Annotated in this window: 29 protein-coding genes, 2 tRNA genes and 1 pseudogene; 19 read left to right on the forward strand and 13 right to left on the reverse strand. The window is 58.9% G+C overall.

Annotated elements, in window-relative coordinates; all coding sequences use genetic code 11:
• Positions 1-2: 2 nt before the first annotated feature.
• The 5 genes from hisA to ACTJKS_RS09325 form a co-directional block, all read right to left on the reverse strand.
• Entirely contained in the window at positions 3-740 is a 738-nt protein-coding gene (gene hisA, locus ACTJKS_RS09305; RefSeq protein ID WP_097086957.1) for a 1-(5-phosphoribosyl)-5-[(5-phosphoribosylamino)methylideneamino]imidazole-4-carboxamide isomerase, read from the reverse strand.
• 42 nt (positions 741-782) lie between these two features.
• Entirely contained in the window at positions 783-1,043 is a 261-nt protein-coding gene (locus ACTJKS_RS09310) for a DUF2164 domain-containing protein (protein WP_108181409.1), read from the reverse strand.
• Positions 1,044-1,682, reverse strand: coding sequence for an imidazole glycerol phosphate synthase subunit HisH (gene hisH, locus ACTJKS_RS09315; protein ID WP_108181408.1), 639 nt, complete (start codon positions 1,680-1,682; stop codon positions 1,044-1,046). It abuts the gene before it with no gap.
• Complete coding sequence (hisB, locus tag ACTJKS_RS09320; protein WP_007909204.1) at positions 1,682-2,275, reverse strand: imidazoleglycerol-phosphate dehydratase HisB; 594 nt, start codon at positions 2,273-2,275, stop codon at positions 1,682-1,684. Before hisB ends, hisH begins: the two co-directional genes overlap by 1 nt.
• Before the next feature lie 270 nt (positions 2,276-2,545).
• A complete protein-coding gene (locus ACTJKS_RS09325; protein ID WP_041071385.1) occupies positions 2,546-4,210 on the reverse strand; it encodes an OFA family MFS transporter in 1,665 nt (554 codons plus the stop codon).
• 319 nt (positions 4,211-4,529) lie between these two features.
• On the opposite strand from ACTJKS_RS09325, the gene ACTJKS_RS09330 reads away from it, so the two are divergent.
• The 7 genes from ACTJKS_RS09330 to ACTJKS_RS09360 all read left to right on the forward strand — a co-directional run bounded on the left by ACTJKS_RS09330 (position 4,530) and on the right by ACTJKS_RS09360 (position 10,743).
• On the forward strand, positions 4,530-4,934 hold the full coding sequence (locus ACTJKS_RS09330; RefSeq protein ID WP_108181407.1) for an acetyl-CoA sensor PanZ family protein: 405 nt from the start codon (positions 4,530-4,532) through the stop codon (positions 4,932-4,934).
• A 78-nt stretch (positions 4,935-5,012) separates the two neighbouring features.
• The gene (locus tag ACTJKS_RS09335; RefSeq protein ID WP_108181406.1) at positions 5,013-7,238 is read left to right on the forward strand and encodes an AsmA family protein; all 2,226 of its coding nucleotides are present in this window, start codon (positions 5,013-5,015) and stop codon (positions 7,236-7,238) included.
• Positions 7,235-8,302, forward strand: coding sequence for an A/G-specific adenine glycosylase (gene mutY / locus ACTJKS_RS09340; RefSeq protein ID WP_108181405.1), 1,068 nt, complete (start codon positions 7,235-7,237; stop codon positions 8,300-8,302). The genes ACTJKS_RS09335 and mutY overlap by 4 nt, the downstream gene beginning before the upstream one ends.
• Positions 8,299-8,571: an oxidative damage protection protein gene (locus ACTJKS_RS09345; protein ID WP_008024947.1), complete on the forward strand. Its 273-nt coding sequence runs from the start codon at positions 8,299-8,301 to the stop codon at positions 8,569-8,571. Before mutY ends, ACTJKS_RS09345 begins: the two co-directional genes overlap by 4 nt.
• Positions 8,572-8,674: 103 nt before the next feature.
• Positions 8,675-8,750, forward strand: a tRNA-Phe gene (locus ACTJKS_RS09350).
• A gap of 113 nt (positions 8,751-8,863) precedes the next feature.
• The gene (locus ACTJKS_RS09355) at positions 8,864-10,018 is read left to right on the forward strand and encodes a hypothetical protein (RefSeq protein WP_108181404.1); all 1,155 of its coding nucleotides are present in this window, start codon (positions 8,864-8,866) and stop codon (positions 10,016-10,018) included.
• A gap of 374 nt (positions 10,019-10,392) precedes the next feature.
• On the forward strand, positions 10,393-10,743 hold the full coding sequence (locus ACTJKS_RS09360) for a hypothetical protein (protein WP_108181403.1): 351 nt from the start codon (positions 10,393-10,395) through the stop codon (positions 10,741-10,743).
• Positions 10,744-10,834: 91 nt separating this feature from the next.
• Here ACTJKS_RS09360 and ACTJKS_RS09365 read toward each other — a convergent pair whose 3' ends face one another.
• Positions 10,835-11,275: a hypothetical protein gene (locus tag ACTJKS_RS09365; protein WP_108181402.1), complete on the reverse strand. Its 441-nt coding sequence runs from the start codon at positions 11,273-11,275 to the stop codon at positions 10,835-10,837.
• A 243-nt stretch (positions 11,276-11,518) separates the two neighbouring features.
• Here ACTJKS_RS09365 and ACTJKS_RS09370 point away from each other — a divergent pair, with 243 nt between their 5' ends.
• From ACTJKS_RS09370 to vapC, 5 genes are all read left to right on the forward strand, one after another.
• Entirely contained in the window at positions 11,519-12,469 is a 951-nt protein-coding gene (locus ACTJKS_RS09370) for an alpha/beta hydrolase family protein (protein WP_108181401.1), read from the forward strand.
• A 28-nt stretch (positions 12,470-12,497) separates the two neighbouring features.
• Entirely contained in the window at positions 12,498-12,911 is a 414-nt protein-coding gene (locus tag ACTJKS_RS09375) for a hypothetical protein (RefSeq protein WP_108181400.1), read from the forward strand.
• Between the two features lie 6 nt (positions 12,912-12,917).
• The gene (locus tag ACTJKS_RS09380; RefSeq protein WP_108181399.1) at positions 12,918-13,370 is read left to right on the forward strand and encodes a hypothetical protein; all 453 of its coding nucleotides are present in this window, start codon (positions 12,918-12,920) and stop codon (positions 13,368-13,370) included.
• Positions 13,371-13,535: 165 nt separating this feature from the next.
• A complete protein-coding gene (vapB, locus tag ACTJKS_RS09385) occupies positions 13,536-13,766 on the forward strand; it encodes a type II toxin-antitoxin system VapB family antitoxin (protein WP_108181398.1) in 231 nt (76 codons plus the stop codon).
• Positions 13,766-14,173, forward strand: coding sequence for a type II toxin-antitoxin system tRNA(fMet)-specific endonuclease VapC (gene vapC / locus ACTJKS_RS09390; protein WP_108181397.1), 408 nt, complete (start codon positions 13,766-13,768; stop codon positions 14,171-14,173). The genes vapB and vapC overlap by 1 nt, the downstream gene beginning before the upstream one ends.
• Before the next feature lie 71 nt (positions 14,174-14,244).
• Here the strand turns inward: vapC and gabP are convergent, their stop codons facing one another.
• Complete coding sequence (gene gabP / locus ACTJKS_RS09395) at positions 14,245-15,636, reverse strand: GABA permease (RefSeq protein WP_047290843.1); 1,392 nt, start codon at positions 15,634-15,636, stop codon at positions 14,245-14,247.
• Between the two features lie 552 nt (positions 15,637-16,188).
• On the opposite strand from gabP, the gene ACTJKS_RS09400 reads away from it, so the two are divergent.
• From ACTJKS_RS09400 to ACTJKS_RS09425, 6 genes are all read left to right on the forward strand, one after another.
• A complete protein-coding gene (locus ACTJKS_RS09400) occupies positions 16,189-16,962 on the forward strand; it encodes an ABC transporter ATP-binding protein (protein ID WP_041071351.1) in 774 nt (257 codons plus the stop codon).
• Between the two features lie 13 nt (positions 16,963-16,975).
• Positions 16,976-17,725, forward strand: a complete 750-nt coding sequence (locus tag ACTJKS_RS09405; protein ID WP_041071347.1) for an ABC transporter substrate-binding protein — start codon at positions 16,976-16,978, stop codon at positions 17,723-17,725.
• 77 nt (positions 17,726-17,802) lie between these two features.
• Positions 17,803-18,498, forward strand: coding sequence for an ABC transporter permease (locus ACTJKS_RS09410; RefSeq protein ID WP_007961693.1), 696 nt, complete (start codon positions 17,803-17,805; stop codon positions 18,496-18,498).
• On the forward strand, positions 18,495-19,184 hold the full coding sequence (locus tag ACTJKS_RS09415) for an ABC transporter permease (RefSeq protein WP_003220713.1): 690 nt from the start codon (positions 18,495-18,497) through the stop codon (positions 19,182-19,184). Before ACTJKS_RS09410 ends, ACTJKS_RS09415 begins: the two co-directional genes overlap by 4 nt.
• On the forward strand, positions 19,165-20,400 hold the full coding sequence (locus tag ACTJKS_RS09420) for a methyltransferase (RefSeq protein ID WP_108181395.1): 1,236 nt from the start codon (positions 19,165-19,167) through the stop codon (positions 20,398-20,400). Before ACTJKS_RS09415 ends, ACTJKS_RS09420 begins: the two co-directional genes overlap by 20 nt.
• Positions 20,401-20,820: 420 nt before the next feature.
• Positions 20,821-20,896 (forward strand) — tRNA-Thr (locus ACTJKS_RS09425).
• A gap of 118 nt (positions 20,897-21,014) precedes the next feature.
• On the opposite strand, the pseudogene ACTJKS_RS09430 reads toward ACTJKS_RS09425, so the two are convergent.
• From ACTJKS_RS09430 to ACTJKS_RS09440, 3 genes and pseudogenes are all read right to left on the reverse strand, one after another.
• Positions 21,015-21,140: pseudogene (locus ACTJKS_RS09430) on the reverse strand (helix-turn-helix domain-containing protein); the annotation flags it as partial.
• Positions 21,141-21,204: 64 nt separating this feature from the next.
• Complete coding sequence (locus ACTJKS_RS09435) at positions 21,205-21,885, reverse strand: RES family NAD+ phosphorylase (protein ID WP_108181394.1); 681 nt, start codon at positions 21,883-21,885, stop codon at positions 21,205-21,207.
• Positions 21,882-22,292 (reverse strand): MbcA/ParS/Xre antitoxin family protein, encoded by a 411-nt coding sequence (locus tag ACTJKS_RS09440; RefSeq protein ID WP_007961687.1) that lies wholly within the window; start codon positions 22,290-22,292, stop codon positions 21,882-21,884. Before ACTJKS_RS09440 ends, ACTJKS_RS09435 begins: the two co-directional genes overlap by 4 nt.
• A 739-nt stretch (positions 22,293-23,031) precedes the next feature.
• Here ACTJKS_RS09440 and ACTJKS_RS09445 point away from each other — a divergent pair.
• Positions 23,032-23,958, forward strand: a complete 927-nt coding sequence (locus tag ACTJKS_RS09445; protein WP_007961685.1) for a LysR family transcriptional regulator — start codon at positions 23,032-23,034, stop codon at positions 23,956-23,958.
• Here ACTJKS_RS09445 and ACTJKS_RS09450 read toward each other — a convergent pair.
• Genes ACTJKS_RS09450 through ACTJKS_RS09460 form a run of 3 tightly spaced genes read right to left on the reverse strand, consistent with a single transcriptional unit; the run spans position 23,875 to position 25,261 of the window.
• On the reverse strand, positions 23,875-24,192 hold the full coding sequence (locus ACTJKS_RS09450; protein WP_003220702.1) for an AzlD domain-containing protein: 318 nt from the start codon (positions 24,190-24,192) through the stop codon (positions 23,875-23,877). The two genes, ACTJKS_RS09445 and ACTJKS_RS09450, sit on opposite strands and share 84 nt — an antisense overlap.
• Positions 24,171-24,887, reverse strand: a complete 717-nt coding sequence (locus tag ACTJKS_RS09455; protein WP_027611235.1) for an AzlC family ABC transporter permease — start codon at positions 24,885-24,887, stop codon at positions 24,171-24,173. Before ACTJKS_RS09455 ends, ACTJKS_RS09450 begins: the two co-directional genes overlap by 22 nt.
• Positions 24,884-25,261 (reverse strand): GNAT family N-acetyltransferase, encoded by a 378-nt coding sequence (locus tag ACTJKS_RS09460; protein WP_008080517.1) that lies wholly within the window; start codon positions 25,259-25,261, stop codon positions 24,884-24,886. Before ACTJKS_RS09460 ends, ACTJKS_RS09455 begins: the two co-directional genes overlap by 4 nt.
• Positions 25,262-25,302 lie beyond the last annotated feature (41 nt).

Raw genomic sequence — 25,302 nt, forward strand, 5'->3', positions numbered from 1 at the left:
CCTCAGCCTTGGTACGCATCGCAGAAAGCTTGCGCTTCGGCGACGTCGAGGGTGCCTTCGTAGATCGCCCGGCCAGTGATTGCACCGATGATGCCCGGCGCCTTGGCGTCGAGCAGCGACTTGATGTCACCCAGATTGTGGATACCGCCGGACGCGATCACCGGGATCTTCGTCGCTGCAGCCAGTGCAGCGGTGAACGGTACGTTGCAGCCCTGCATCATGCCGTCTTTGGCGATGTCGGTATAAACGATCGAGGACACACCGTCGGCTTCAAACTGCTTGGCCAGATCGATGACTTGCACGGTGCTGATTTCAGCCCAGCCATCAGTAGCGACAAAACCGTCCTTGGCATCCAGACCGACGATGATCTTGCCCGGGAACGCGCGGCAGGCTTCAGCGACGAACGCCGGATCCTTCACCGCTTTGGTGCCGATGATCACATAGCTCACGCCCGCCTTGACGTAGTGCTCGATGGTTTCCAGCGAGCGAATGCCGCCGCCGATCTGGATCGGCAGGTTCGGGTAGCGTTTGGCAATCGCGGTCACCACTTCGCCGTTGACCGGCTGACCTTCGAACGCGCCGTTCAGATCGACCAGATGCAGACGACGGCAACCGCCCTCCACCCACTTGGCAGCCATGCTCACCGGGTCATCGGAAAACACTGTGGAATCTTCCATGCGGCCTTGGCGCAGACGTACGCAGGCACCGTCTTTAAGATCGATAGCGGGAATAATCAGCATCTGGCAAACCTTCAAATTTGAATGTTCAGCTTGGCTCGGAAATCAGTTTTTCTCGAGCGCCCACAGGTCGCTTTCGATGCTTTCAAACCGCTCCTTGAGGTGGGTCTGCACATCGAAAATCGCCCTGTTGTAATAGTGCGGAGCAATTTCGCGGGTAAACAGCTCAAGAATTTCCGCCGCTTCGAACGAACCCAGGTCGAGTTCGAACCGATCCTCCATGAACCGCTGGATCTTGCGGTTGGCCTCGTTCTCCTGTTCGGGAGTGAGGGTCAGGATCGGCGGTTTGGATTTCCTGGCAGCCATTTACCAGCGACCGTCCCACGCGGCGAAGTTCTGCAGCAATTGCAGGCCATGGGTGTGGCTCTTCTCCGGGTGGAATTGCACGGCGAAACGCGAGCCCTCGGCCAGCGCGGCAGCGAAATCGAGACCGTAATGACCGCTGCCGACTACCTGCCGCGCGTTGGCGGCGGCGATGTAGTAGCTGTGCACGAAGTAGAAACGCGCCATGTCCGGAATGTCGTGCCACAGCGGGTGACTGACCTTCTGCTGCACCTCGTTCCAGCCCATGTGCGGGACTTTCAGGTGCTCGCCGTCTTCATGCAGGTCTTTGCCGAAGAACTTCACCGCGCCCGGGAACAGGCCGATGCAGTCGACGCCGTCGTTCTCTTCGCTGCTGTCGAGCAGGGCTTGCATGCCGACACAGATGCCGAGGAACGGACGATCCTGGCTGACTTCACGTACCAGCGAATCGAAACCGAGACGACGGATTTCCGCCATGCAGTCGCGAATCGCGCCGACGCCCGGGAATACCACGCGGTCCGCTTCACGGATCACGTCCGCATCGCTGGTGATCAGCACCTTGCCAGCGCCCACGTGCTCGAGGGCCTTGGCCACCGAGTGCAGATTGCCCATGCCGTAGTCGATAACTGCAACCGTCTGCATTACAGAACGCCTTTGGTCGATGGCATTTGCCCGGCCATGCGCTCATCCAGCTCGACGGCCATGCGCAGCGCGCGACCGAATGCCTTGAACACGGTTTCGATCTGGTGGTGGGTGTTGGTGCCGCGCAGGTTGTCGATGTGCAGGCTGACCAGTGCGTGGTTGACGAAGCCCTGGAAGAATTCCTGGAACAGATCGACGTCGAAGCCGCCCACGGTGGCGCGGGTGTACGGCACGTGCATCTGCAGGCCTGGGCGGCCGGAGAAGTCGATCACCACGCGTGACAGCGCTTCATCGAGCGGCACGTAGGCGTGACCGTAGCGACGGATGCCTTTCTTGTCGCCGATGGCTTTGGCGAAGGCCTGGCCGAGGGTGATACCGACGTCTTCCACGGTATGGTGGTCGTCGATATGCAGATCGCCCTTGCATTCAATATCCAGGTCGATCAACCCGTGACGGGCGATCTGATCCAGCATGTGCTCAAGAAAAGGAACACCGATATCGAATCGGGCCTTTCCGGTGCCATCAAGGTTGATCGAGGCTTTGATCTGGGTTTCCAGAGTGTCGCGCTCGACAGACGCCTTACGTTCGGCCATCACCAGCTCCGCAAAATCATTGGGCGAAAAAGGCAGCCATTATAGGCACGCGGGGCCGAAACAGAAACACGCGACGTGATATGCCTGACGGACAGAAGCCCCGGCTGTCGCGGGTAGACATGTCCATACAAGCCATTACAGGCACCCCGAAACAAATGTGGGAGCGAGCCTGCTCGCGAATGCGGTGAGTCAGCCAACACTTATGGCAACTGACAATCCGTCTTCGCGAGCAGGCTCGCTCCCACAGGGGTACTGCGTTTTACCCATTACTTAGTGAAACAGTACCGCCGTCTTCTGCAGGGTTACCCACACACCCCACGCCAACGGAATGCCCACCACCAGCCACGCGGCAATTGCCAGCGGCTTGCTGCCCGGCGCGGCTTTCCACTCCAGCACAGTGCTTGCATCAGCACCTTTGTCGTGGCCCAGCGCCTGTTCGGCGGCCAGTTCGGCGTCGGTCATGAAGTACTTGTCGGCCACCGGACGCACCAGCAGGTTGCAGAGGAAGCCCAGCACCAGCAGGCCGGCGAGGATGTACAGGGTGATGTCGTAAGCAGCAGCGCGTTCAACGCCGATGCTCAACTGATACTCACGCAGGTAGTTCACCAACACCGGACCGAGCACGCCGGCGGCGGCCCAGGCAGTCAGCAGGCGACCGTGGATCGCGCCGACCATTTGCGTACCGAACAGGTCGGCCAGATACGCCGGAACGGTCGCAAAACCACCGCCGTACATCGACAGGATGATGCAGAACGCCGCCACGAACAGCGCAACGTTGCCCAGATGGCCCATGTTCGGGATCAACGCGTACAGGGCAAAACCGAGGGCGAAGAACACGAAGTAAGTGTTTTTGCGACCCAGGTAGTCCGAGAACGAGGCCCAGAAGAAACGGCCACCGATGTTGAACAGGCTCAGCAGACCGGTGAAACCGGCGGCAATCGCGGCGATCGAGGCCAGTTGCCCGGCGTCCAGTTGACCGAACGGCACGTCAACGCCCAGCAGCTTGCCGCCGAACACTTCCTGCAGCAGTGGCGAGGCCATGCCGAGGATGCCGATACCGGCCGATACGTTCAGGCACAGCACCAGCCACACCAGACGGAACTGCGGGGTTTTCCACGCCACATTCACGTGGACGTGACGGTGAGTGATCATCGAGTTCGAGGCTTTCTTCGCCGGAGCGGTCCAGCCTTCAGGCTTCCACCCGGTTGGCGGCACGCGGTAAGCCAGGGCGCCACCGATCATGAACACGAAGTAGATCGCGGCCATGGCCACGAAGCTCTGCCAGACGCCGACACCGGCAGGCGAAGCGAAGTGGCTCATCAGCGCAGTCGCCAACGGTGCACCGACCATCGCGCCGCCACCGAAGCCCATGATCGCCATGCCGGTCGCCATGCCGCGCTTGTCCGGGAACCACTTGATCAGGGTCGAGACCGGGGAGATATAGCCCAGGCCCAGACCGATACCGCCGATCACGCCGGAGCCGATCCACATCAGCCAGATCTGGTGGGTATAAATCCCCAGTGCCGAGATCAGCAGACCGCCGCACCAGCACAATGCCGACACAACGCCAGCCTTGCGTGGCCCGGCGTGTTCCAGCCAGCCACCCCAGATCGCGGCCGAGCAGCCGAGGAAGATGAAGAACAGAGTGTAGATCCAGCCGAGCATGGAGATCGGCCAGTCGCATTGCGAAGAGAAGACCTGAGCCATGAAGCTCATGTCCGGCGCGCAAGCCACGGGCGCGGTGACGCCCAATGCCTTGGACAGCGGCAGCCAGAACACCGAGAAACCGTAGGCCATGCCGATGCACAGGTGGATGGCCAGAGCGGCCGGTGGAACCAGCCAACGGTTGAAACCGGGCTTGGCGATAATGCGTTCCTTGGACAGGAACGCAGGCTGGTCGGCGCGAAGGCCGTCCGCCGTGATGCTCGTGCTCATTGTGTATCCCCCAATTATTAGTATGGTTCGCCAGCCACTGCTCACCCTCGGCCTTTATGCACGCAGGCATGACCGTTTTTTCGGGTGAAGCTCCTTGATGGCGCGACGTTAAGTCGCAGAAGGACGGACGAACCGGCGAAGGTTACCATTTGCACGTGACAGAAAAACCAAACTGATATCACCTTTTTCATGTCATCTGATCTCGTCCCCTGCAGGAGCTGCGGAACGCTGCGATCTTTTGATCTGTTTTGAAATCGCCAACATCAAAAGATCGCAGCCTGCGGCAGCTCCTACATAGAGCCTCATAAACGGGAAAATCATGCCTGTCATCGTTCAAATGCTTGAAGACGCCAATTACCAGGATCAACAGGATCTGCAGAAGATCTATCGTGACGCCCCGCCATGGCTGTTCGAGCCGTACTCCGGGGACACCCAGTTGATTGAACGCAGCCTGGCTGACGGCGCTTTGATTACAGGACGTTTCAATGATCGATTGCTCGGCGCGGCGCGCCTGACAAGGCACGACAGCGTCTGGTATCTCTCACATTTATGTGTACGAAAAGTCACTCGGCGCCGTGGAGTAGCCGAGCGGCTGGTGAACCAAGCGCAGAAAATGGCGTCGCAAGCGGGTGCGCAACTGCGCCTGCTGGCACCGGCCGGACACCTTGAAACCCAGGCGCTGGCCACCAAATGGCAAGTGCCGCTGGACGTCATCGCGACATGACAGCGCCCCGAACCGGGCGGATGCAGCGCTATACTCCCCGGCTAAATTACGAATTCGACTAACTACAAGGACTCGCCCATGAAAGCGTTCGGCAAAATCCTGGGTCTGGTACTTCTCGGGCTGTTGCTGATCATTGTGGCGGCGGGCTTCGCCCTGACCCACCTGTTTGATCCCAACGACTACAAAGACGAGATTCGCCAGATAGCCCGCGACAAGGCCCACATCGAGCTGACGCTCAATGGCGATATCGGTTGGAGCCTGTTCCCGTGGCTTGGCCTGGAACTGCATGAAGCCAGCATCGCCACCCTGATCAATCCGACCGAGCCGTACGCCGATCTGCAGATGCTCGGCCTGTCCGTGCGCGTGCTGCCGCTGTTGCGCCGCGAAGTGCAGATGAGCGATGTGCGCGTCGAAGGCCTGAACCTGCGCCTGAAACGCGACAAGAACGGCCACGGCAACTGGGAAGACATCGGCAAGCTGCCGCCTCCTGCCGTGCCTGCCGGCAGCCCTGCGCCAGCCAGCCCGCCTGTCGCAGAGGCCACCGCCCAGCCGGAAAAACCGCCGCAGCCGATCCGCCTAGACATCGACAGCCTGACCGTCAACAACGCCCGGGTTGAATACAACGATGAGCAGACCGGCAAACAGTACAGCGCCGAAAGCATCCAGCTGAGCACCGGTGCGGTACACGACTCGACCAACATTCCGCTGAAAGCCACGGCGTTTCTCAGCACCAATCAGCCTGTGCTGCGCGTGCGTACCGAACTCAATGGCGAGCTGCGCATCGAGCGTGCATTGCAACGCTACAAGTTCGAAGACATGAAGTTGTCCGGCGAGCTGACTGGCGATCCACTGCAGGGCAAGGCCATGACCTTCTCCGCCCAAGGGCAGATCTTGCTGGACAAGGCAGCGAACGTCGCTGAATGGACCGGGATCAAGATATCTGCCAACCAGTTGCGCGCCTTGGGTGAGCTGAAAGCCAACGACCTCGACAAGACCCCGCAGATCACTGGCGGTATCTCCATCGCCCAGTTCGATCTGGCGAAATTCGTCGACAGCATCGGCCAGACACTGCCAGCGATGGCGCCCGGCAGCCTGAGCAAGGTCGAGCTGGTCAGCCGCGTAGCCGCCACGCCAACCAGCGTCGCCTTCGACAACATCAACCTGAAACTCGACGACAGCAGCTTCAGCGGGCGCATTGCCGTTGAGGACTTCGCCAAGCAGTCGCTGCGGGCGATCCTCAAGGCTGACACGTTCGACGTCGACCGCTACCTGCCGCCGAAATCGGAAAAAGCCAAAAACGCCACGCAAGTGCGTCAGGCCGAAGTCGCCAGTACCGAAGCCGATGCCATGGCCGGTGCCGGCAGCACACCGCTGCCGGACAAGCCGAGTAAAAGCGCCTGGAGCACTGAGCGCCTGTTGCCGGTCGAGCGCCTGGCCAAACTCGACGTTGATGCCGATCTGAGCTTCGGCCAACTGACCCTCGATAAACTGCCGATCCAGAACGCCGCGCTCAAAGCCACCGGCCAGGGCGGCCTGCTGACTCTGGAAAACCTGCGCGGCGGGCTGTACAACGGCGACTTCGAAGCCAAGGGCACCCTCGATGTGCGCCCGAGCGCGCCAGTGTTGAATCTGCAAACCCGGATCAACCGCGTGCCGGTGGAGAAAATCCTCGAAAGCCAGGGCAAGAACCCGCCAGTCAAAGGCCTGGTCACACTGACCAGCAGTCTCACCGGCAGCGGCAACAGCCAGCAGGCGCTGATCGAAACCCTCAATGGCAACGCCAGTTTCGTGATCAACAACGGCGTGCTGCTCAACGCCAACCTTGAACAGCAACTGTGCAAAGGCATCGCCACGCTTAACCGCAAAACCCTCAGCGGCGAGCCGCGGGGCAAGGACACGCCGTTCCAGGAACTCAAGGGCAACCTGACCTTGCGCAACGGCGTGGCCAGCAACCCGGACCTGAAGGTGCGCATCCCCGGCATGACCGTCAACGGCGACGGCGACATCGACCTGCGCGTGCTGGGTATGGATTACCGCGTCGGCATCATCGTCGAAGGCGACACCAGCGCGATGCCGGACCCGGCCTGTCAGGTCGGCGAGAAGTTCGTCGGCATCGAGTGGCCGCTGCGTTGCCGTGGCCCGCTGGAGCTGGGCGCCAAGGCCTGCCGTGTGGACAACGAACGTCTCGGCCAGGTCGCGACCAAAATGGCCGGCGACAAACTCAGCGAGAAGATCGATGAAAAACTCGGCGACAAGGTCAGCCCGGAATTGAAAAACGCATTGAAGGGGCTGTTCAAGCGATGAGAGCGGAGCAGTTTTCCACGGCGGTACTGGAATGGTTCGACCGCCACGGCCGCCACGATTTGCCTTGGCAGCAAGACATCAATCCGTATCGGGTGTGGGTGTCGGAGATCATGTTGCAGCAGACCCAGGTCAGCACCGTGCTCAATTACTTCGACCGTTTCATGACCGCGCTGCCAACGGTGCAAGCGCTGGCCGAGGCGCCGGAGGACGAAGTGCTGCACCTGTGGACAGGGCTGGGTTACTACACCCGTGCGCGCAATTTGCAGAAGACCGCGAAGATCGTCGTCAGCCAGTACGGCGGCGAGTTTCCGCGGGACGTTGAAAAGCTCACGGAACTGCCGGGGATCGGCCTGTCCACCGCCGGGGCCATTGCCAGCATCAGCATGGGCCTGCGCGCGCCGATCCTCGATGGCAACGTCAAACGCGTGCTGGCGCGTTTTACTGCGCAAGAGGGTTACCCGGGTGAACCGAAGGTCGCCAAACAGCTGTGGGCCAACGCAGAGCGTTTCACGCCACATGATCGAGTCAACGCCTACACCCAGGCGATGATGGATCTCGGCGCCACGCTGTGCACGCGCAGCAAACCCAGCTGCCTGCTGTGTCCGCTGGAAAAGGGCTGCGAGGCGCACATGCTCGGCCTGGAAACGCGCTACCCGATCCCCAAACCGCGCAAAGCGATCCCGCAAAAACGCACACTGATGCCGATGCTCGCCAATGGCGACGGCGCGATTCTGCTTTATCGCCGTCCCTCCAGCGGTCTGTGGGGCGGTTTGTGGAGCCTGCCGGAACTCGAAGATCTCGACGACCTGCAACATCTGGCCGATCAGCATTCGCTGACCATGGGCGAGCAGCAGGCACTGCCAAGCCTCGTTCACACCTTCAGTCATTTCCAGCTGTCCATCGAACCCTGGCTGGTTCAGGTACAGGAGGCCACCCATCACGTGGCCGAGGCCGACTGGCTCTGGTATAACCTCGCCACCCCGCCGCGCCTGGGCCTTGCTGCCCCGGTCAAAACCTTGCTCGAGCGCGCGGCCGCCGTATTGAACGCAGGAGAGTCGTCATGACCCGCACCATCATGTGCCGCAAGTACAAAGAAGAATTGCCCGCGCTGGAACGCGCTCCTTTCCCGGGCGCCAAAGGTCAGGACATTTTTGACCACGTCTCGGCCAAGGCCTGGGCTGACTGGCAGAAACACCAGACCCTGCTGATCAACGAAAAGCGCCTGAACATGATGAATGCCGAAGACCGCAAATACCTTCAGGGCGAAATGGACAAGTACTTCTCCGGCGAGGAATACGCCAAGGCCGAAGGCTACGTTCCGCCTGCGGAGTAAACCCGCAAAATCGGGGGGCGGATCGTAAGCGACGGAATTAATTTAAGAAATTTTAAAAAAGTCGTTGACGTAAATCCGAAAAACCCTTTTAATGCGCCCCGTTGCCCAGATAGCTCAGTCGGTAGAGCAGGGGATTGAAAATCCCCGTGTCGGCGGTTCGATTCCGTCTCTGGGCACCAAATACCGAAAACCCTGAATCGCAAGATTCAGGGTTTTTTTATGCCTGAAGAAAAGTGAAACACCCACGCCGCATAAGAGCAGCCCCTGTTTCTTGCAAGGATGAATCAAGCCAATGGACATGCAAACCTCAAGCAAGCCGACCAACCAACACGAAGCCAAGACCGAGAAGCCGCAACCTCAATCTCTGGACACGGTTTTTGAGTTCATCGAAAAGCACAATTGGAAACTCTTCCGAATCGCATCACTTGGTTTTGGCTTTTTGATATTTCTTATCTACTTCTGCCAAAACCACTTCTATCCCGACTTCGATCTCTTCAGCTTTCTTTCGTTGCTGGCAACTGCCGCGCTCATCGGTGGCCTGATGGTTCTGGTGATTGCCTTTGGCTTTTGCGCACCCGGTTGGACTTGGTCAGAGGCTTTCTTTAGCGACAAGCCGGTGCGCGAAGAGCTGGAGTATCGAATCAATGGAAATATGCCCAAGGAGCGCCTCGATCATCGCCTGATCAACCGCTACTTTTTCGTTCCAGGCTTCATATGCATGAGCATCCTATGGATGGCTCTATATTTTTTTGAAGGGGATACCGCCTACACCATCGGCCTTGTAGCAGGACCATTTCTTAGCGGTCTACTTTTCGGTTCGATTTTGCAGAGAAATTACGAACTCCCTCCCTTTAGCTGGGCCAAGTTCACTGTCACAGCATTTCTCGTGTTTTTCATCGCAAACATCGTTGCATTGTTGTCCACTCTGGAGGTTGCCAGAGGCGTCCCTGAGGCCGTCAAAGCCGTCGGAGAGTATCCGTTCATGGCGGCCTGCTTCTTCGCTTCACTGGTGGCGTTTACCATCGTCACGGCAATAATCAGAGGTAATCCGCGCTTTGTGCTGATCGTCAGCCCGTTGTTTGCTGTCGTGCTGATGCTGTGGACCAATACCTGGGTAGATCTTCCGGGCAAAATCGTCAAACTGCTTGGGCTGGGCAACTATCAAGCCGAACAAGTAATTCTCAACAGCGATCTCTGCGAAAAATACAAAGCCATTGAGGGTTATGGCATCAAGAGCAATTGCGCATTGAATGACGTGCACGTGATCTGGTCGATGGGCAGTACCACTGTGATGACGTGGCAGTTTGCGAGTCAGGAATTAAAGGTAAAAATCCCCAGCAGCTCAATCCTTTCTACCAGGATCTTTGTGCCGAAAGCTTTACCCAAGCCTAAACCCCTGCCTTCTTCACTGCCAACATCTGACCCAAGCACTCCACAGACGCCATGAGGTGGTGCCGCACCCTTCATTAACTGGCATCCTAGCGCCCATCAAGTCGCCTGATGGCGACCCGCCTTTTCAGGGTTTTGCTGCACAGGGATGATCATTCGCTAACCGGATTACTCCGCTTTACGCCATCCCTGGCAGGCGCGTGACAAGCAAGATTGAGTATGAAATACCAAAAACCCTGAATCGCAAGATTCAGGGTTTTTTATGCCTGCGATATGATCACGGCACAATCCAACCCTCTGCGCAGTCCAGAAAAACCCCGCGAGTCCTTTTTAGGCATCGCAGGTTTTTATTGCACAAATACGTGACGGGTTCCGCACAAAGGCGATCCGCGCTACTTTGGCCGCACCTTATGGAACAGGGTCATCCGCTCGATGAACCAGAAAAGAACCCGCGTGCCCCTGCCCCATCCGCCACCCTATCGCCAGAGCCGGATTGCATTCTGGCTGATGATACTGGTCGGCATACTGATCGCCTTCCTCATCGCCGCGTCGACTTATCTGATCATCCACAGCTTGCTCAGCGGCTCCATCACCACCTGGAACCGATCCGGCCCACGCCATACCTACACCCTGGCGCAGCAACCCCGAATGTTCTGGTTCGAGATCGTGTCGCAGTGCGTCGGCACTCTGTTCCTGATAGCCGTCGGCTGGATTGGATTGTGGATTCACCGAATGGCGCACGAGCCCGGTGACAAGCAGAAGGCCAAGCGCAAGCGGCAGTGACACTTTCAGAAAATGCCGGAGCGGTCCAACACATCAGGCGCGGGACTGTACCGCGCCTGATGCGTTGCCAGTGCATCATCCATTGACCACCTCAACTCCAGTGAAACACCAGATTGCGCGCCGTGCCGCTGCCAACGTCAGTCACGTCGCGCCGCTCCTGGCCATTGAGCGTGGCCCGCACAATGTATTTGCCTGGCGGCAACTGCACATACACCAACGGCCCTGCCTGATTGAGGGTCAGCACGGTTTGTCCCGAGGCTTTTTCAATTGTCACGTCGACGTTGGCGGCGTACTCGTTTTGCATGCCGACCGAGCAGGTCATATGGAGGTTGTAGCCGGGGGTTTGCTGAATGGCTTTTGACTCGTCCAGGCCGATCCCGCCGGACAGGTAATTGATGCCGTTTTGCTGTTGCTGCTGGACTTGCACACCGGCACTGTCGATCGGGTCGAGATTGGCCGCCTGCAACATCGCCGGAAAAGCCAATGCAGCCATCGCCGCGATGGGCAGCAGGAATGAAAGAACGCGTTTCATGATGACAACTCCCGGGCTCTTATAGAGCCCTACCGTTACTCCTTATTTGATCCGGCCAGGGAAGCACGTGTTTTAGAATGATTGGCACTTGGCCAGGGTGCGAAAGGGACTAATTCGAGACGCACTGCGGCTCGAATGTACAGAGTCGCTAACCTTCAATCCGGAACGCACTGCGTTCCGAGTGATTGCGCAGGCCGGCGTTGAAGCTCATTCTCGATCCGTCTTCGCCAAGGCCAGGTCCATATGAATTCACGCAGTCCCGCATTTACGCCCGACACAGCAACCGTGAGCGAACCTTTCAAAGAAGCTGCCGCAGATGGCTTTATGCTCGGCGGCTTCACCTGGCGTCACGCCCTGCCCGATGCGCAACGCCCAGTAGTCATCATCAACGCCGCCACCTCGGTACGCTGCCGACATTACTCGCGCTTCGCCGATTACCTGTTCGCCAACGGCTTCGACGTGATCACCTACGACTACCGAGGCATCGGCGAATCGCGTCCGGCGACGCTGAGAGGCCTTGAGGCTTCATGGACCGATTGGGGCGCGCTGGATTTCGAAGCGATGCTCAAGCGCGCGCAACGGGAGTTTCCCGGCCAGCCAATCGATGTGGTCGGCCACAGTTTCGGCGGTTGTGCGGCGGGACTTGGCGAATCCGGGCAGGTCATTCGTCGGCTGGTGACGGTCGGCGCGCAGTTCGCTTACTGGCGCGACTACGCGCCGGCACAGCGCTGGCGCATGTTTGGTAAATGGCATTTGCTGATGCCGCTGCTGACGCGGCTCTGCTGCTATTTTCCGGGCAAACGCCTCGGTTGGCTGGAGGACACGCCAACAGGCGTCGTACGCGACTGGAGCACGCCTGCCGCGCGCTACGAGCAGCGTCCGAGTGGCCGCCGACTACTGAAGACAAGCGGCCGCCTGCCCTTCGCCAACGTCCGCGCGCACATCCTGGCGATCAGCATCAGCGACGACCCGTACGGCACGATCCCGGCCATCGAACGTCTGCTCGGCTACTTCAGTCATGCGCATAAAACCCACCTGCGCATCGCGCCGCAGGACATCGGCGAACAACAAGTCGGACATTTCGCCTTTTTTCGTAGCGAATACCAAGCCACACTATGGCCCATCGCTCTGACCTGGCTGCAAACCGGCGAACTGCCCCCCGACACACCCGGGCGGACAGTGCCGCGCAGCTGAGCCCTTCCCACGCACGACGGAACACACCATGGCCTCCGCCAACAAGCAGCAAAAACGCGCCGCCCGGGCCAAGACCAAGGCCAAGCAGAACCGCACCAAACGCGCCGAGGCGCCGCTTGAGCTGGACCCGAACGATGACCGTATCGACTTCGAGTCGGTGGACCTGACCGAGCTGTTCAAGAAAATGATCGACGCCGAGAAGATCAGCCAGCAAGCCATGTGCAGCGCATTCCTCGAAGACCCGCTGCTGGAGCTGGTTTACGAGCAGGAAGGCGAAGAAGGCGCGATGGATTTCATCCTCGCCGCGCTGATCGAGTATCGCCAGTGGTCGCAGGAAACCGACGAAGCCGGCGCCCTGGCGTGGATCGAATCCCCGGCCTTCCAGGCCGACTATGTGGCGGCGTCCGACGCGATTGCCGCACAAACCCAACAGAAGAACTGAGCTCCCATGGCATCCCTGAACAAGCAACTGAAACGCGCCAAGCGCGCCAAGGCCAAAGCCAAGCACATCCGCATGGTCGGCCGTAAGCCGCTGGACCAGGACGACAATCTCGGGCATCTGGACGAGCCGATCCCGGAATACACCCTGGCGATGTTCAGCAAAATGCGCGACGCCGAAGCCGTCAGTCGCAACGAAATGCTGCTGACCCTGCTGCGCGAACTGGCGTTCATCATCGTTGACCATCCAGAGCTGCTGGACATGGAAAACGCCGAGAACGAAGGCATGGCCGCCACTCACCTGGCCGCCGACATGCTGATCGACTACCGCATGTGGGCCGACGGCATGGACATCGAAACCGCCCAGGCCTGGCTGACCGAGCCACAGTTCATCACCGATTTCGGGATTGCGCTGGATACTTACGGCAAGTCGCAGGATGTTCGGGAAGAAAAGAGCGAATAAGACCCCGCTCCCAAACAAAAACGGCCGCTCGTCATCACTGACAGCGGCCGTTTTTGTTTGGGCGATTCGAAAGCCCTCCATCCGAGAATGATGTATATCCCGTTGACATATCCCATTCGCAACCTATTCTTGCTTCATTGCAGGCGCAGACTTTGGAGGCCGAATATGGAACAAACGACAATTTTCATGAGCAATAGAAGCCAGGCTGTTCGACTGCCAAAGGCAGTCGCAATGCCCGGCGATGTCAAACGAGTTGAAGTGATCGCCATCGGCAGAACACGCGTCATCACACCTGCCGGAGAAAGCTGGGATAGTTGGTTCGATGGAGAAAACGTTTCAGCTGATTTCATGGCTGAACGAGAGCAACCAGACGATCAGGAGCGTGAGTCGTTCTGATGATCAAGTACATGCTGGATACCAACATCTGCATTTTCACCATCAAGAACAAACCACAAATTGTCCGAGAATCTTTCAACCGACATTCCGGACAGTTGTGCATCAGCGCTATCACGCTCATGGAGCTTATCTACGGCGCTGAAAAATCGGCAGCCCCTGAAAAGAATCTTTCGGTTGTCGAGGGATTCGTTGCTCGACTGGAAGTCTTGGCTTTTGACAATGACGCAGCAGCACAGGCCGGAATGATTCGATCTGAACTGGCTAGAGCAGGAACACCTATTGGCCCCTACGACCAAATGATCGCCGGTCATGCACGCTCACAAGGCCTTATCGTGGTGACGAACAATGTACGGGAATTCGAACGTGTTTCCGGATTACGCATTGAAGATTGGGTGCACCCAGGCTAATGCACCGCTCCCAATCAAAAACGGCCGCTCGTCATCACTGACAGCGGCCGTTTTGCATTACGCGTTGCGGATCAGTTCAACACCACCGCACCACGCTTTTCCAGCTTGCGGCGGCGTGCCACCAGCAGGCCGGCGGCGACTACCATGAGGCTCAGCAGGCCGGTTGCGAGGATCTCCACGCGGTGGGCTTCCTGGAACAGCATGATGGTCAGAGCCGCGACGATGAAGATGATCACCGCGTAGGTCAGACCCGGGAACAGCCACATGCTGAAGACGATTTTCTCGCCGCGGGCCATGCGTTGTTTACGCATGCGCAGTTGCGAGAACGCGATCACCAGGTAGACCAGCAATGCGATGGCGCCGGAGCTGGCCAGCAGGAATTCGAACACGGCAGCCGGGGCCACGTAGTTGGCGAAGGTGCAGAGGAACGCCGCGCCGGTCGACAGCATCACCGCCCAGTATGGCGTGCCGCTTTTGTTGACCCGAGTCGACATCGCCGGTGCATCGCCGCGCTTGCCGAGGGAGAACAGCATGCGCGACGAGGTATACAGCGCCGAGTTCAGGCAGCTGGTGACCGCGACCAGAACCACGATGTCGACGATCATTTTCGCGTTCGGAATGCCCATGCGCTCAAGCACGGTCTGGTAGGAACCGAGGTTGGCCAGCGTCGGATCGTTCCACGGCACCAGGGCCACAACGATGAAGATCGAGACGAGGTAGAACAGGCCGATCCGCCAGATCACCGAGTTGGTGGCCTTGGAAATCTGCTTGCCCGGGTTCTTCGATTCCGCAGCCGCGATGGTCACGATTTCGGTTCCCATGAACGAGAACATGGTGGTCAGGATCGCACCCAGTACCGCACCCATGCCGTTTGGCAGGAAGCCGCCGGAGTCGAACAAGTGCGAAACGCCGCTGACCTGACTGTTCGGCAGGAAGCCGAAGATCGCCGCGAGGCCGAGGATGATGAAGCCGATGATCGCCAGGACTTTGATCAGGGCAAACCAGAATTCGAACTCACCGTAGTTTTTCACGCTGAACAGGTTGGTCACCGTGAGCAACATGGTGATGACCAAGGCAAAGGCCCAGATCTCCACGCTCGGAAACCAGGCATGCAGGATGGTTGCGGCGGCGTTGGCTTCCAGTGGAATCACCAATACCCAGAACCACCAGTACAACCAGCCGATGGTGAAGCCGGCCCAGTGCCCGATGGCACGGTCGGCGTACGTCGAGAAAGAGCCGGTGTCGGGCGAAGCGACAGCCATTTCACCGAGCATGCGCATCACCAGCACCACCAGGGTACCGGCGGCGGCGTAAGCCAGCAGCACGGCAGGGCCGGCGGCAGCGATGGCGTGGCCGGAGCCAACGAACAGACCGGCGCCGATCACACCGGCGATCGACAACATGGTCACATGACGCGGTTTGAGCCCCTGTTCGAGGCCATTGGAGCTTGGGGTACTGCTCATCGAAACTACCTTTGCGAGGAAAGCGATTGCGTCCGACCTGCCTGATTTTCCTTCTCGTAAAAAGAAACCAACAGGGCGTTCCAGATTCTGCACGCAATAAATGCGCCAAAATGTTTCAAACTCTTCTGGCCCGCGGCTTTGAACGCGACCGGACAATCATCGCAAGTCCTTAAAATTAATGGCAATTCGCCAGAGCGTTACCCTGCGACTCACTTTTCAAGCGAACAGGCGCACCAGAAACACACTGAAAAAGTGTGGGATGCACAATAAAAGGGCGAATCAGGAACGTTCGGCCGGATAGCGCTTCCAACACCCCGCCAAAGCTGGCAACATCGCGCCTTTTTTTACGCAACACCCACGGGCCTGCACGTTCAAACACCCGTTCGGTTGTTGATGGGGCGACAGTCTGCTGTGCCGATGCGACAACCCGCCACACGCCATCCGCTTACCGCCCGTAGCGCTGTTGGCTGCCATTGAAACGCTATGCTAGCTTGGCCGCCTCGCCAGGAAGGCCCGCCAACAGCAGGAGCGCAACATATATGAGGAACGCACATGGCTGAGGCCACGCCCGCGCTTGAAATCCGCAACTTGCACAAACGCTACGGACAGCTTGAGGTGCTCAAAGGCATCTCGCTGACCGCCCGCGACGGCGATGTGATCTCGATCCTCGGTTCCTCCGGTTCCGGCAAGTCCACGTTCCTGCGTTGCATCAACCTGTTGGAAAACCCGCACCAGGGTCAGATTCTGGTGGCCGGTGAAGAACTCAAGCTCAAGCCCGCCAAGAATGGCGAACTGGTTGCTGCGGATGGCAAACAGATCAACCGCCTGCGTTCCGAGATTGGTTTTGTATTTCAAAACTTTAATCTGTGGCCGCACATGAGCGTGCTCGACAACATCATCGAAGCCCCGCGCCGCGTGCTCGGCCAGAGCAAGGCCGAGGCGATCGAGGTCGCCGAAGCGCTGCTGGCCAAGGTCGGCATCGCCGACAAGCGCCACGCCTACCCGTCGCAATTGTCCGGTGGTCAGCAACAACGCGCCGCGATTGCCCGCACGCTGGCGATGCAGCCGAAGGTGATTCTGTTTGACGAGCCCACCTCCGCCCTTGACCCGGAAATGGTTCAGGAAGTACTTAGTGTCATCCGCGCACTGGCCGAAGAAGGCCGCACCATGCTGTTGGTGACCCACGAAATGGGCTTTGCCCGTCAGGTCTCCAGCGAAGTGGTGTTCCTCCACCAGGGGCTGGTGGAAGAGCAAGGATCGCCTCAGCAGGTGTTCGAAAACCCGCTTTCGGCGCGCTGCAAACAATTCATGTCCAGCAACCGCTAACGGAGCAACATGCATGCAGAATTTTAAAAAGGTCTTCCTGGCCGCCGCCGTCACCCTCGCATTCAGCGCCGGGGCCATGGCCGAGACCCTGAAGATGGGCATCGAAGCGGCTTACCCGCCGTTCAACAACAAAGACGCCAGCGGCAATGTGGTCGGATTCGACAAAGACATCGGTGACGCCCTGTGCGCCAAGATGAAAGTCGAGTGCTCGGTTGTCACCTCTGACTGGGACGGCATCATCCCTGCGCTGAACGCCAAGAAGTTCGACTTCCTGGTGTCCTCGCTGTCGATCACCGAAGAGCGCAAGGGCGCGGTGGACTTCACCGACCCGTACTACTCGAACAAGCTGCAGTTCATCGCGCCGAAAGATAAAGAGTTCAAAACCGATAAGGATTCGCTCAAAGGCAAGATCATCGGTACCCAGCGCGCCACCCTCGCGGGCACCTGGCTTGAGGACACTTACGGCAGCGATATCGAAGTCAAACTCTACGACACCCAGGAAAACGCCTACCTGGACCTGACCTCCGGTCGTGTCGACGCCATCCTCGCCGACAAGTACGCCAACTACGACTGGCTGAAAACCGATGCAGGCAAGGCCTACGAGTTCAAAGGCGACCCGGTCGTGGAAAGCGACAAAATCGGCATCGCCGTGCGCAAAGGAGACCCGCTGCGCGAGAAGCTGAACGCCGCACTGAAGGAAATCGTCGCTGACGGTACCTACAAGAAGATCAACGACAAGTACTTCCCGTTCAGCATCTATTGATCTGACCTGCGGGACCGGCGCCATCCACCGACGGCGCCGGCTCCCGGCCTTGCCTGCCGCGATTTGAAAAGAAATCCATGATTATCGACCTCTACGGATTCGGCCCGGCCCTCGCTGCCGGTGCGCTGATGACCGTCAAACTGGCGCTGACAGCCCTGTGCCTGGGACTGGTGCTCGGTCTGCTCGGCGCCTTGGCCAAGACTTCCCCGTACAAGCCGCTGCAGTGGCTTGGCGGCACTTATTCGACCCTGGTACGTGGCGTCCCGGAATTGCTCTGGGTGCTGTTGATCTACTTCGGTACGGTCAACCTGATGCGCAGCCTCGGTGAGTTTTTCGGTAACCCCGACCTGCAACTCAGCGCCTTCGCCGCTGGCGTGATTGCGCTGGGCCTGTGCTTCGGCGCCTACGCCACGGAAGTGTTCCGCGGCGCGATCCTCGCCATTCCCAAAGGCCACCGTGAAGCCGGTGTGGCGCTGGGCCTGTCGAAATGGCGGATCTTCACCAAACTGATCATGCCGCAGATGTGGCGCATCGCCCTGCCGGGCCTGGGCAACCTGTTCATGATCCTGATGAAAGACACCGCGCTGGTGTCAGTCATCGGTCTGGAAGAAATCATGCGTCACGCGCAGATCGGCGTGACCGTGTCGAAACAACCGTTCACCTTCTATCTGGTAGCCGCAGTCATGTACCTCGGCCTGACAGTGCTGGCGATGACCGGCATGCACTTCCTGGAAAAACGCGCCGCTCGCGGCTTTGCGAGGAGCGCTTCATGAACTGGGAAGTGATCATCAAGTGGCTGCCGAAACTGGCGCAGGGCGCGACCCTGACCCTCGAACTGGTGGCGATTGCCGTGATTGCCGGCCTGCTGCTGGCGATTCCGCTGGGCATCGCCCGCTCGTCGAAGCTGTGGTACGTGCGCGCCTTGCCCTACGCCTACATCTTCTTTTTCCGTGGCACGCCGCTGCTGGTGCAACTGTTCCTCGTCTATTACGGCCTGGCGCAGTTCGATGCGGTGCGCAGCAGCGCGCTGTGGCCGTACCTGCGCGATCCGTTCTGGTGTACCACCGCGACCATGACCCTGCACACGGCGGCGTACATCGCGGAGATCCTGCGCGGCGCGATCCAGGCGATTCCGCCGGGCGAAATCGAAGCAGCGCGAGCACTGGGCATGTCCAAGCCCAAGGCGATGTTCTACATCATGCTGCCGCGTGCGGCGCGCATCGGTTTGCCGGCCTACAGCAACGAAGTGATCCTGATGCTCAAGGCCAGCGCACTGGCGAGCACCGTGACCCTGCTGGAACTGACCGGCATGGCCCGCACGATCATCGCCCGCACCTACCTGCCGGTGGAAATCTTCTTCGCCGCCGGCGTGTTCTATCTGCTGATGTCCTACGTGCTGGTGCGCGGCTTCAAGCTGCTGGAGCGCTGGTTGCGCGTCGATGCCTGCCAAGGGCGTTGAAACTTCCCACGTGCTGACGGGCGAGGAGTTACTCGCCCGCTTCACCGCGCTGGATGATTTTCTTACGGCGCATCAGGCGCTGTGGAAACCTCGTCCGTTCACTCATCTTTCGCTCCCGTGGGAAACCGCCTACCCGCAATTGTCTTCCTGGCTACGCAGACGGTCACTGGAAGATGCAGAGCGGGCGCACAACCATCCTGCCGATCTCGTCGATGCCCCGGAGCCGTTCGCCTCTTTGGCGGCGTTGTCGGCTGAGCTGAGCGCAGTGGGTGAGTTGCCGGGACATGCGCTGGAAACTGCAGGCCATCGATTGAATGTCGACGTGCCGGGACGCAAGTGGCAGCAGATTGAAGCGTTCGGCAGCCGTTTGTCTTTCGCCTCGCCGCCAACGCATTGGCTGGACTGGTGTTCCGGCAAAGGGCATTTGGGCCGGCGCCTGTTAAGCGTCGGGCAACAGCTGACCTGTGTCGAATACGATCCGGCGTTGGTCGCCAGTGGTCAGGCCCTGAGTCAGCGTCATCATTTGCATGCCCTGCATGTCGAGCAGGATGTGCTGGCCGCAGACGCGGCGAACGTGTTGAGCGCTCATCACACCCCCGTCGCCCTGCACGCCTGCGGCGACCTGCATGTGCGCCTGATGCAACTGGCGAGCGCGGCCGGATGTCAGCGGATGGCTATCGCCCCGTGCTGCTACAACCGGATCAAACGCAGCGAGTACCACGCATTGTCCTCAGCGGGTTTGCGATCCGCCCTACAGCTCTCGCTCGAAGATCTGGCGCTGCCCATGAGCGAAACCGTCACCGCCGGTGCAAGAGTCCGACGTCAGCGCGACACCTCCATGGCCCGGCGTTTGGCCTTTGATCTGCTGCAACGGCAAGTGCGCTGCGTCGATGAATACCTGCCAACCCCGTCCCTACCGAGCGCCTGGCTGGACAAACCGTTCGCCGATTACTGCCGCGATCTGGCAGCACTGAAAGAGTTATCCACAGTCGGCACGCCAGATTGGCAGGCACTGGAAGCCGCCGGTTGGCAACGATTGGCCGAAGTTCGCAACCTGGAACTACTGCGCGGACTGTTCCGACGACCGCTGGAGCTTTGGCTGATTCTTGATCGAGCCATTTTCCTCGCCGAACAGGGATACGTCGTACGCCTCGGCACCTTCTGCAACGCACCTCTGACGCCGCGTAATTTTCTGCTGCTGGCCGAGCGCGCTTGAAATCTTTACAGCCTGTGGATAACTCTGTTGATGGTTTCCCCGTGGATCCAATATCCACGGCCATTGCGTGACAAAAACAGCATTGGTCATTTTTTGTTCATATTGATAAAAAACCTGTAAAACAGGGATTTGCGCACAAAATGAGAACGTGTCCACAAAATTCCCCGCAACGCCAAGGTCGCGCCGATCCGTTGTGCATAAGCTTCCAATCAAAAGGACATAAACGGGGGAAATGGGTGCTTGAACGGTGCGGAAATTCTGCCCTTACGCTCAGTCTGGCTTGATCTCGTGGAACCCCAGTCTTGCGGCTAAAAACCCGGAGACACCGCTCACGCCAAGCCTGATCCAGCGCCTACGTAAAAATAGTCTGAATTCAGGGGTTTACAGAACCAATCCAATCGCTATAATCGTCGCCCACACGCCGGTATAGCTCAGTTGGTAGAGCAACTGACTTGTAATCAGTAGGTCCCGGGTTCGACTCCTGGTGCCGGCACCATACAAAACAAAGCCCCTGCAGAAATGCAGGGGCTTTGTTGTTTCAGGAACGTCCACATTACGTCCACACTGCCTCAAGGCTGTGAAGTCCCAAATCGTCATTAATCCGGACGACTCGTCACCGAGGGACGTGCTTCTGCCAGTGCGGGTCGCAGCACCTCGTTTACACATACAGCTTTACCGGCCTTCATCTGACGTACAGATTCCAGCAAGTCCTTCCGGAATTGTTCCAATTCTTTGAGCATTAATGAGTTTTCTCATTCGGTTGCTCAGGTCGGCTACGAGCAGGCTGCCGAATAAGATCGCGCTTCAAACCTGACTGATTTCAAACACAAACGAAATCCTGCGTTGACTCGCACTCCACACATAACGCAGATGTTTGCCCTGCTTCGGAATCGACACCGCTGGCGGCCGGAACGCAGCGACACATTCGTGGCCCGGCAAACGCACGCTGTTGTAGAGCATTCCCCACGATTCAGACTCGCGCAGTTGTCGGGCAAACGCCTGTGACGGACCATAGGCTTCCGGATCGGGTTGATGCAAATGTGCAAAACCATCACGGACATCGTGCAGCGGCTTAACCACCCGATTGACGTAAGTCCGCATGGTCAACTCAAGGTCCGCTTCGTGGGTGGCTGCGAGGAAACGCTCCTGGTGATAGCAGGTTTCGGCGATGGCCGCGGCCTGGCTGCTGGCGGCGTAGTAGACGCCGAAGGTGCCATCGGTGAAGCGGCTGCTTTTGCCGATGTGGGTAAACGCCGCCATCACCGGGGTTGAACCGGGGCCGGAGAGCCGGTCTTCGGGGCGCACACGGGCGAGGACGCCGGCCTGCTCGATCAGGCGATCATTGGTCAGTGCTTCCAGCGCGTAGGCGACTTCCAGGTCTTCGGGGTCGAGCACGTCTTCGAACAACGCAATCGGCGGGAAGCTGCTGTTGACGATCCGGTAGGCCTTGGGCCATTGCGGCTCAGCCAGCGGCGGGGCCTTCAACCGCGCACCCCGTCGAGGTAGCGGCGCACGTCGGCGATGTCGACCACCCTCCCCGCCAGCATGTAATCCAGCGCGGTCCGGCCATTGAATGGCGCAGCCGTGTTGGGGCTGCTGACCCACGTATAAGCACGCTCGCGACTGTTGCTGAAGATGATGCTCAAGGCCTTGTGAATGCCCATCAGATACGAGATGCGCTCCAGCGTGTCGTGCGGCAGGCGAATGTTCGGCGGCAGGTGTTTGTACTTGTAGAACGTGGTGTTGCCGACGCCGCCCAGCAAAGTGCGCTGCTGTTCGGCGTTGCAACCCCAGCGCTCCATGAGATTGAAGAAAAACTTCAGCGCGACGCGCCCGGCTTCGGGGACGTCGAGTTGTTCACGCGGGGTGAGGGCTGGGGATGAGGTAGGCATGGTCGTCCTTCTAAGCGGGTCCGCAAGATGAGCGTAGTACACATATGAATTTTTTACATGAAATTATTCGTATACGAATAAACGCCTAAGAATTTCCAAGTTGACACGTTAATGTTCCGTGGCAGAGGATCTGCCTCAAGAGCGCGAAACCGAGTGCCATCAGGTGGCGATAGTCGGCGTTAGGAACCCCGTTGATGACCTGAAGATCAGCGCCGGGTGAGACCTCTACCCTTGTTCAAGGGAGCAAAAAGCCGACAGCAATGTCGGTTTTTTATTGCCTGGTTTATTTGAGCATTTCGCTTGCCTAGTCGAAGTGCTGGCGAATTTTGCCTATGTGCATTCACATGCGGACGCTCTTCAGCGCCCCGTGAATGGCGGCTCTAGAGTCGCAACAAACTGGTGAAGACGAAATTGGAAAGCATCCCTGATGCTAAGGGCACTCGCGCTCAAAGCTGAAAAATATGCGCATATCTCGCCGGGGAAATTACAGGAGCCATAAGCCGTTTCTCCTCGAAAAACCCTCCCAGCGCACCAAAACCACGCACTTTTCTTGACCCCAATCACCCTCACGTCATCAAAAATCCCGATCCTGTGTCAGCTTCCAGCCATCGGCAGGGACATCAATTCGCTACTAAACCCGCGACAACTATGCTCAGGTGCTGGAATATAGCCGGCATATGACGCCGGACCGGCAGTCTCGTAAACAACAATACCCAGCCCACTTCAGAGGGCATTACCCATGGATAGCAGAACCTTACGCAACCTCATGCGCATCGTGCAGACCGGCTCGTTGTCGGCCGCAGCCGAGCATTCGTGCCTGACTGTGCAGGCCCTGGCCGCGCAGTTGAACAAGGTCGAAGAGCAGTTCGGTTTCCGCTTGTTTCGACGTTCCAACAAAGGGCTGACGCTGACGCCGCAAGGCACGGAGCTGACGCCCTACATGGACAAAGTGCTGATTGCCACGCGACAGATGGAAGAAAAGGTCGAGGCGCTCAAGGTACCCGGCCAGCGCACATTGAAGGTTGCGTTGAACAACACGTTGTCGTCTGACTTCAACCGGCGAATGATCGGACGCCTGATTGAGGTGTTTCCCGATTACCAGATGGAATTCAGCTACGCCGAGTCGATGGAAAACCTCAGCAAGCTGAAGAATGAGGACTTTGACCTCGCGGTGCTGATCGGCCCGCAGCGGCCGGGTTTGCCGAGCATTGTTTTGCCGGATGTGCAGGTGCAGGTGGTCGGTGCCCATTGCGGGCAGGAAAACGATCCACTGACGTTGCTGGGCAACAAGTTTCAGGTGCGTCCTGCGGAAGATTGTCCGTATTCCCACAGCTTCCTGCGTTTTCTCGACGCCGGACTGGGCAATCACGAGAACGGTCAGCGCATGGTTTATTCCTGCAGCGAGACCCTGACGCTGTCGTTGATCACGCAGATGGACGCAGTCGGCATGGTGTCGCGTGAGGCCGCGCAAAAGAACGGCCTGACGATCTTCCCCGGTTTCGAGGATTTTCTCGAAGTGCGTCTGGCGGTGAACAACCCTAACCTGTCAGGGCAGGCCCTGAACGACGTGGTCGATCTGCCGCTACATGAACGAGCCGAGCGCAATGTACGCAGCCGTCCCAACCGCCACACTGAGAAAGAGGTTTTTGCTGAAATACGCACATAACAACGTCGGAATGGCTGCATAAAATTCCGGGCGATCGAGCTGTAGGTGCTGATCCTTGATCAACAAGGGTGTCAGGCTGATCGCAGCGACGATCGCCACCGGCAGGTATTCCAGCGCCCGCGCAACGAATGGCGGCCAGTGCTCGGTGTTGACTTGCAGCGGCAGCGCGCGTGGCAGGAAGGTCACGGCCATCATCAGCGCGACCACCAGGATCAGGAACGTTTGGTCAGGCATACACCCACTCCGCAGCCCACAAACGTGGCGATGAATACGTTGAATGGCGAAGTGCCGACCAGGCTCAGCGCGCCCATGCAAACGACGGCAGCCGCGGCGGCGATGAGTTTGTTGCGGGTGTTGCACAGCGACACGAGCACGTAGAGCATCATCGCGGTCAGTGCGTAATCGAGCTGATATTTGATCAGGTGCGACGCATATTGCGCGCAGACGGCGCCCAACAATCCGCCCAGCACCCATGAGGTGTGGCAGAACAGGTTGAAGCCGATCAGGTAACGGATGTTGACCGGCGCGCCGGTGCCCAGTTTGACGCTGTGAAACGCGAAGGATTCGTCGGTCAGTCCACCGGCGTAGGCCCAGCGTTCCATGCGGCTCAGGCCCAATGCGCGCAGGGCCTTGGCCATGTACACCGACATCAGCATGTGCCGCGCATTGATCAGGAAGGTAGTCAGCACGATGGTGGTCAGCGACGCACCACTGGAGATCAGCGCCAGTGCGGCGAATTGCGAAGCGCCGGCGTAGACGAACAAGCACATCGCCACCGGCAGCCACATCGGCAGCCCGGCATTGACCGCCATCAGCCCGAACACGAACGACACCGTGAAGTAACCGGCCACCACCGGGCTGGCTTCGGCAAACGTGCGCGATGGCTGATGGGCAGCCATCAGCGGCGCACTGCCGGACGTTTCATTCATAGATCCCTCTCAAATGTCCGCTCGCCGTGGGGTTCGCAAAAACCCTGGGCAGTCCAGAATCGCTTGCCCGCGAGGTTAGCATCGTCGACGAACAGAAACATCCGTAATACACCGACCCGTTTCATGTCGGACGACGCCGCTTCCACCAGCCGCTGGCCGACGCCCTGGCTGCGATAGCGTGGGCTGACCGCCAAGTGGTTGATGGTGCCGCGACTGCCGAGCATGCCGCCGAGCACCGCACCGACGATTTCGCCCGCGACGTCGAAGGCCAGATAGGCGGTGGTGGTCTTCTGGATCAACACACCGCGCAGGCATTTGGCATCTTGCCACTCACAGAAGGACACTTCGTCGAACTGGCGGAAGAAGCGCTCCATGCGCTGCGCGTCTTTGGCGGTGGCACGTCGCAGCACCACCG

The organism is Pseudomonas sp. 22189, assembly GCF_052045635.1.
GTDB classification, from domain to species: Bacteria; Pseudomonadota; Gammaproteobacteria; order Pseudomonadales; family Pseudomonadaceae; genus Aquipseudomonas; species Aquipseudomonas parakoreensis.

What these genes read in the sequence shown, in the direction of transcription:
- ACTJKS_RS09355 (WP_108181404.1), top strand. Translation starts at nt 8,864, where the DNA reads ATGGACATGCAAACCTCAAGCAAGCCGACCAACCAACACGAAGCCAAG.
- ACTJKS_RS09330 (WP_108181407.1), top strand. Translation starts at nt 4,530, where the DNA reads ATGCCTGTCATCGTTCAAATGCTTGAAGACGCCAATTACCAGGATCAA.
- ACTJKS_RS09310 (WP_108181409.1), bottom strand. Translation starts at nt 1,043, where the DNA reads ATGGCTGCCAGGAAATCCAAACCGCCGATCCTGACCCTCACTCCCGAA.
- ACTJKS_RS09445 (WP_007961685.1), top strand. Translation starts at nt 23,032, where the DNA reads ATGGATAGCAGAACCTTACGCAACCTCATGCGCATCGTGCAGACCGGC.
- hisB (WP_007909204.1), bottom strand. Translation starts at nt 2,275, where the DNA reads ATGGCCGAACGTAAGGCGTCTGTCGAGCGCGACACTCTGGAAACCCAG.
- mutY (WP_108181405.1), top strand. Translation starts at nt 7,235, where the DNA reads ATGAGAGCGGAGCAGTTTTCCACGGCGGTACTGGAATGGTTCGACCGC.
- ACTJKS_RS09345 (WP_008024947.1), top strand. Translation starts at nt 8,299, where the DNA reads ATGACCCGCACCATCATGTGCCGCAAGTACAAAGAAGAATTGCCCGCG.
- ACTJKS_RS09405 (WP_041071347.1), top strand. Translation starts at nt 16,976, where the DNA reads ATGCAGAATTTTAAAAAGGTCTTCCTGGCCGCCGCCGTCACCCTCGCA.
- ACTJKS_RS09360 (WP_108181403.1), top strand. Translation starts at nt 10,393, where the DNA reads ATGAACCAGAAAAGAACCCGCGTGCCCCTGCCCCATCCGCCACCCTAT.
- ACTJKS_RS09400 (WP_041071351.1), top strand. Translation starts at nt 16,189, where the DNA reads ATGGCTGAGGCCACGCCCGCGCTTGAAATCCGCAACTTGCACAAACGC.
- ACTJKS_RS09410 (WP_007961693.1), top strand. Translation starts at nt 17,803, where the DNA reads ATGATTATCGACCTCTACGGATTCGGCCCGGCCCTCGCTGCCGGTGCG.
- ACTJKS_RS09455 (WP_027611235.1), bottom strand. Translation starts at nt 24,887, where the DNA reads ATGAATGAAACGTCCGGCAGTGCGCCGCTGATGGCTGCCCATCAGCCA.
- ACTJKS_RS09375 (WP_108181400.1), top strand. Translation starts at nt 12,498, where the DNA reads ATGGCCTCCGCCAACAAGCAGCAAAAACGCGCCGCCCGGGCCAAGACC.
- ACTJKS_RS09335 (WP_108181406.1), top strand. Translation starts at nt 5,013, where the DNA reads ATGAAAGCGTTCGGCAAAATCCTGGGTCTGGTACTTCTCGGGCTGTTG.
- hisA (WP_097086957.1), bottom strand. Translation starts at nt 740, where the DNA reads ATGCTGATTATTCCCGCTATCGATCTTAAAGACGGTGCCTGCGTACGT.
- ACTJKS_RS09380 (WP_108181399.1), top strand. Translation starts at nt 12,918, where the DNA reads ATGGCATCCCTGAACAAGCAACTGAAACGCGCCAAGCGCGCCAAGGCC.
- vapC (WP_108181397.1), top strand. Translation starts at nt 13,766, where the DNA reads ATGATCAAGTACATGCTGGATACCAACATCTGCATTTTCACCATCAAG.
- ACTJKS_RS09365 (WP_108181402.1), bottom strand. Translation starts at nt 11,275, where the DNA reads ATGAAACGCGTTCTTTCATTCCTGCTGCCCATCGCGGCGATGGCTGCA.
- ACTJKS_RS09325 (WP_041071385.1), bottom strand. Translation starts at nt 4,210, where the DNA reads ATGAGCACGAGCATCACGGCGGACGGCCTTCGCGCCGACCAGCCTGCG.
- ACTJKS_RS09415 (WP_003220713.1), top strand. Translation starts at nt 18,495, where the DNA reads ATGAACTGGGAAGTGATCATCAAGTGGCTGCCGAAACTGGCGCAGGGC.
- gabP (WP_047290843.1), bottom strand. Translation starts at nt 15,636, where the DNA reads ATGAGCAGTACCCCAAGCTCCAATGGCCTCGAACAGGGGCTCAAACCG.
- ACTJKS_RS09440 (WP_007961687.1), bottom strand. Translation starts at nt 22,292, where the DNA reads ATGCCTACCTCATCCCCAGCCCTCACCCCGCGTGAACAACTCGACGTC.
- ACTJKS_RS09450 (WP_003220702.1), bottom strand. Translation starts at nt 24,192, where the DNA reads ATGCCTGACCAAACGTTCCTGATCCTGGTGGTCGCGCTGATGATGGCC.
- ACTJKS_RS09460 (WP_008080517.1), bottom strand. Translation starts at nt 25,261, where the DNA reads ATGGAGCGCTTCTTCCGCCAGTTCGACGAAGTGTCCTTCTGTGAGTGG.
- hisH (WP_108181408.1), bottom strand. Translation starts at nt 1,682, where the DNA reads ATGCAGACGGTTGCAGTTATCGACTACGGCATGGGCAATCTGCACTCG.
- vapB (WP_108181398.1), top strand. Translation starts at nt 13,536, where the DNA reads ATGGAACAAACGACAATTTTCATGAGCAATAGAAGCCAGGCTGTTCGA.
- ACTJKS_RS09420 (WP_108181395.1), top strand. Translation starts at nt 19,165, where the DNA reads ATGCCTGCCAAGGGCGTTGAAACTTCCCACGTGCTGACGGGCGAGGAG.
- ACTJKS_RS09370 (WP_108181401.1), top strand. Translation starts at nt 11,519, where the DNA reads ATGAATTCACGCAGTCCCGCATTTACGCCCGACACAGCAACCGTGAGC.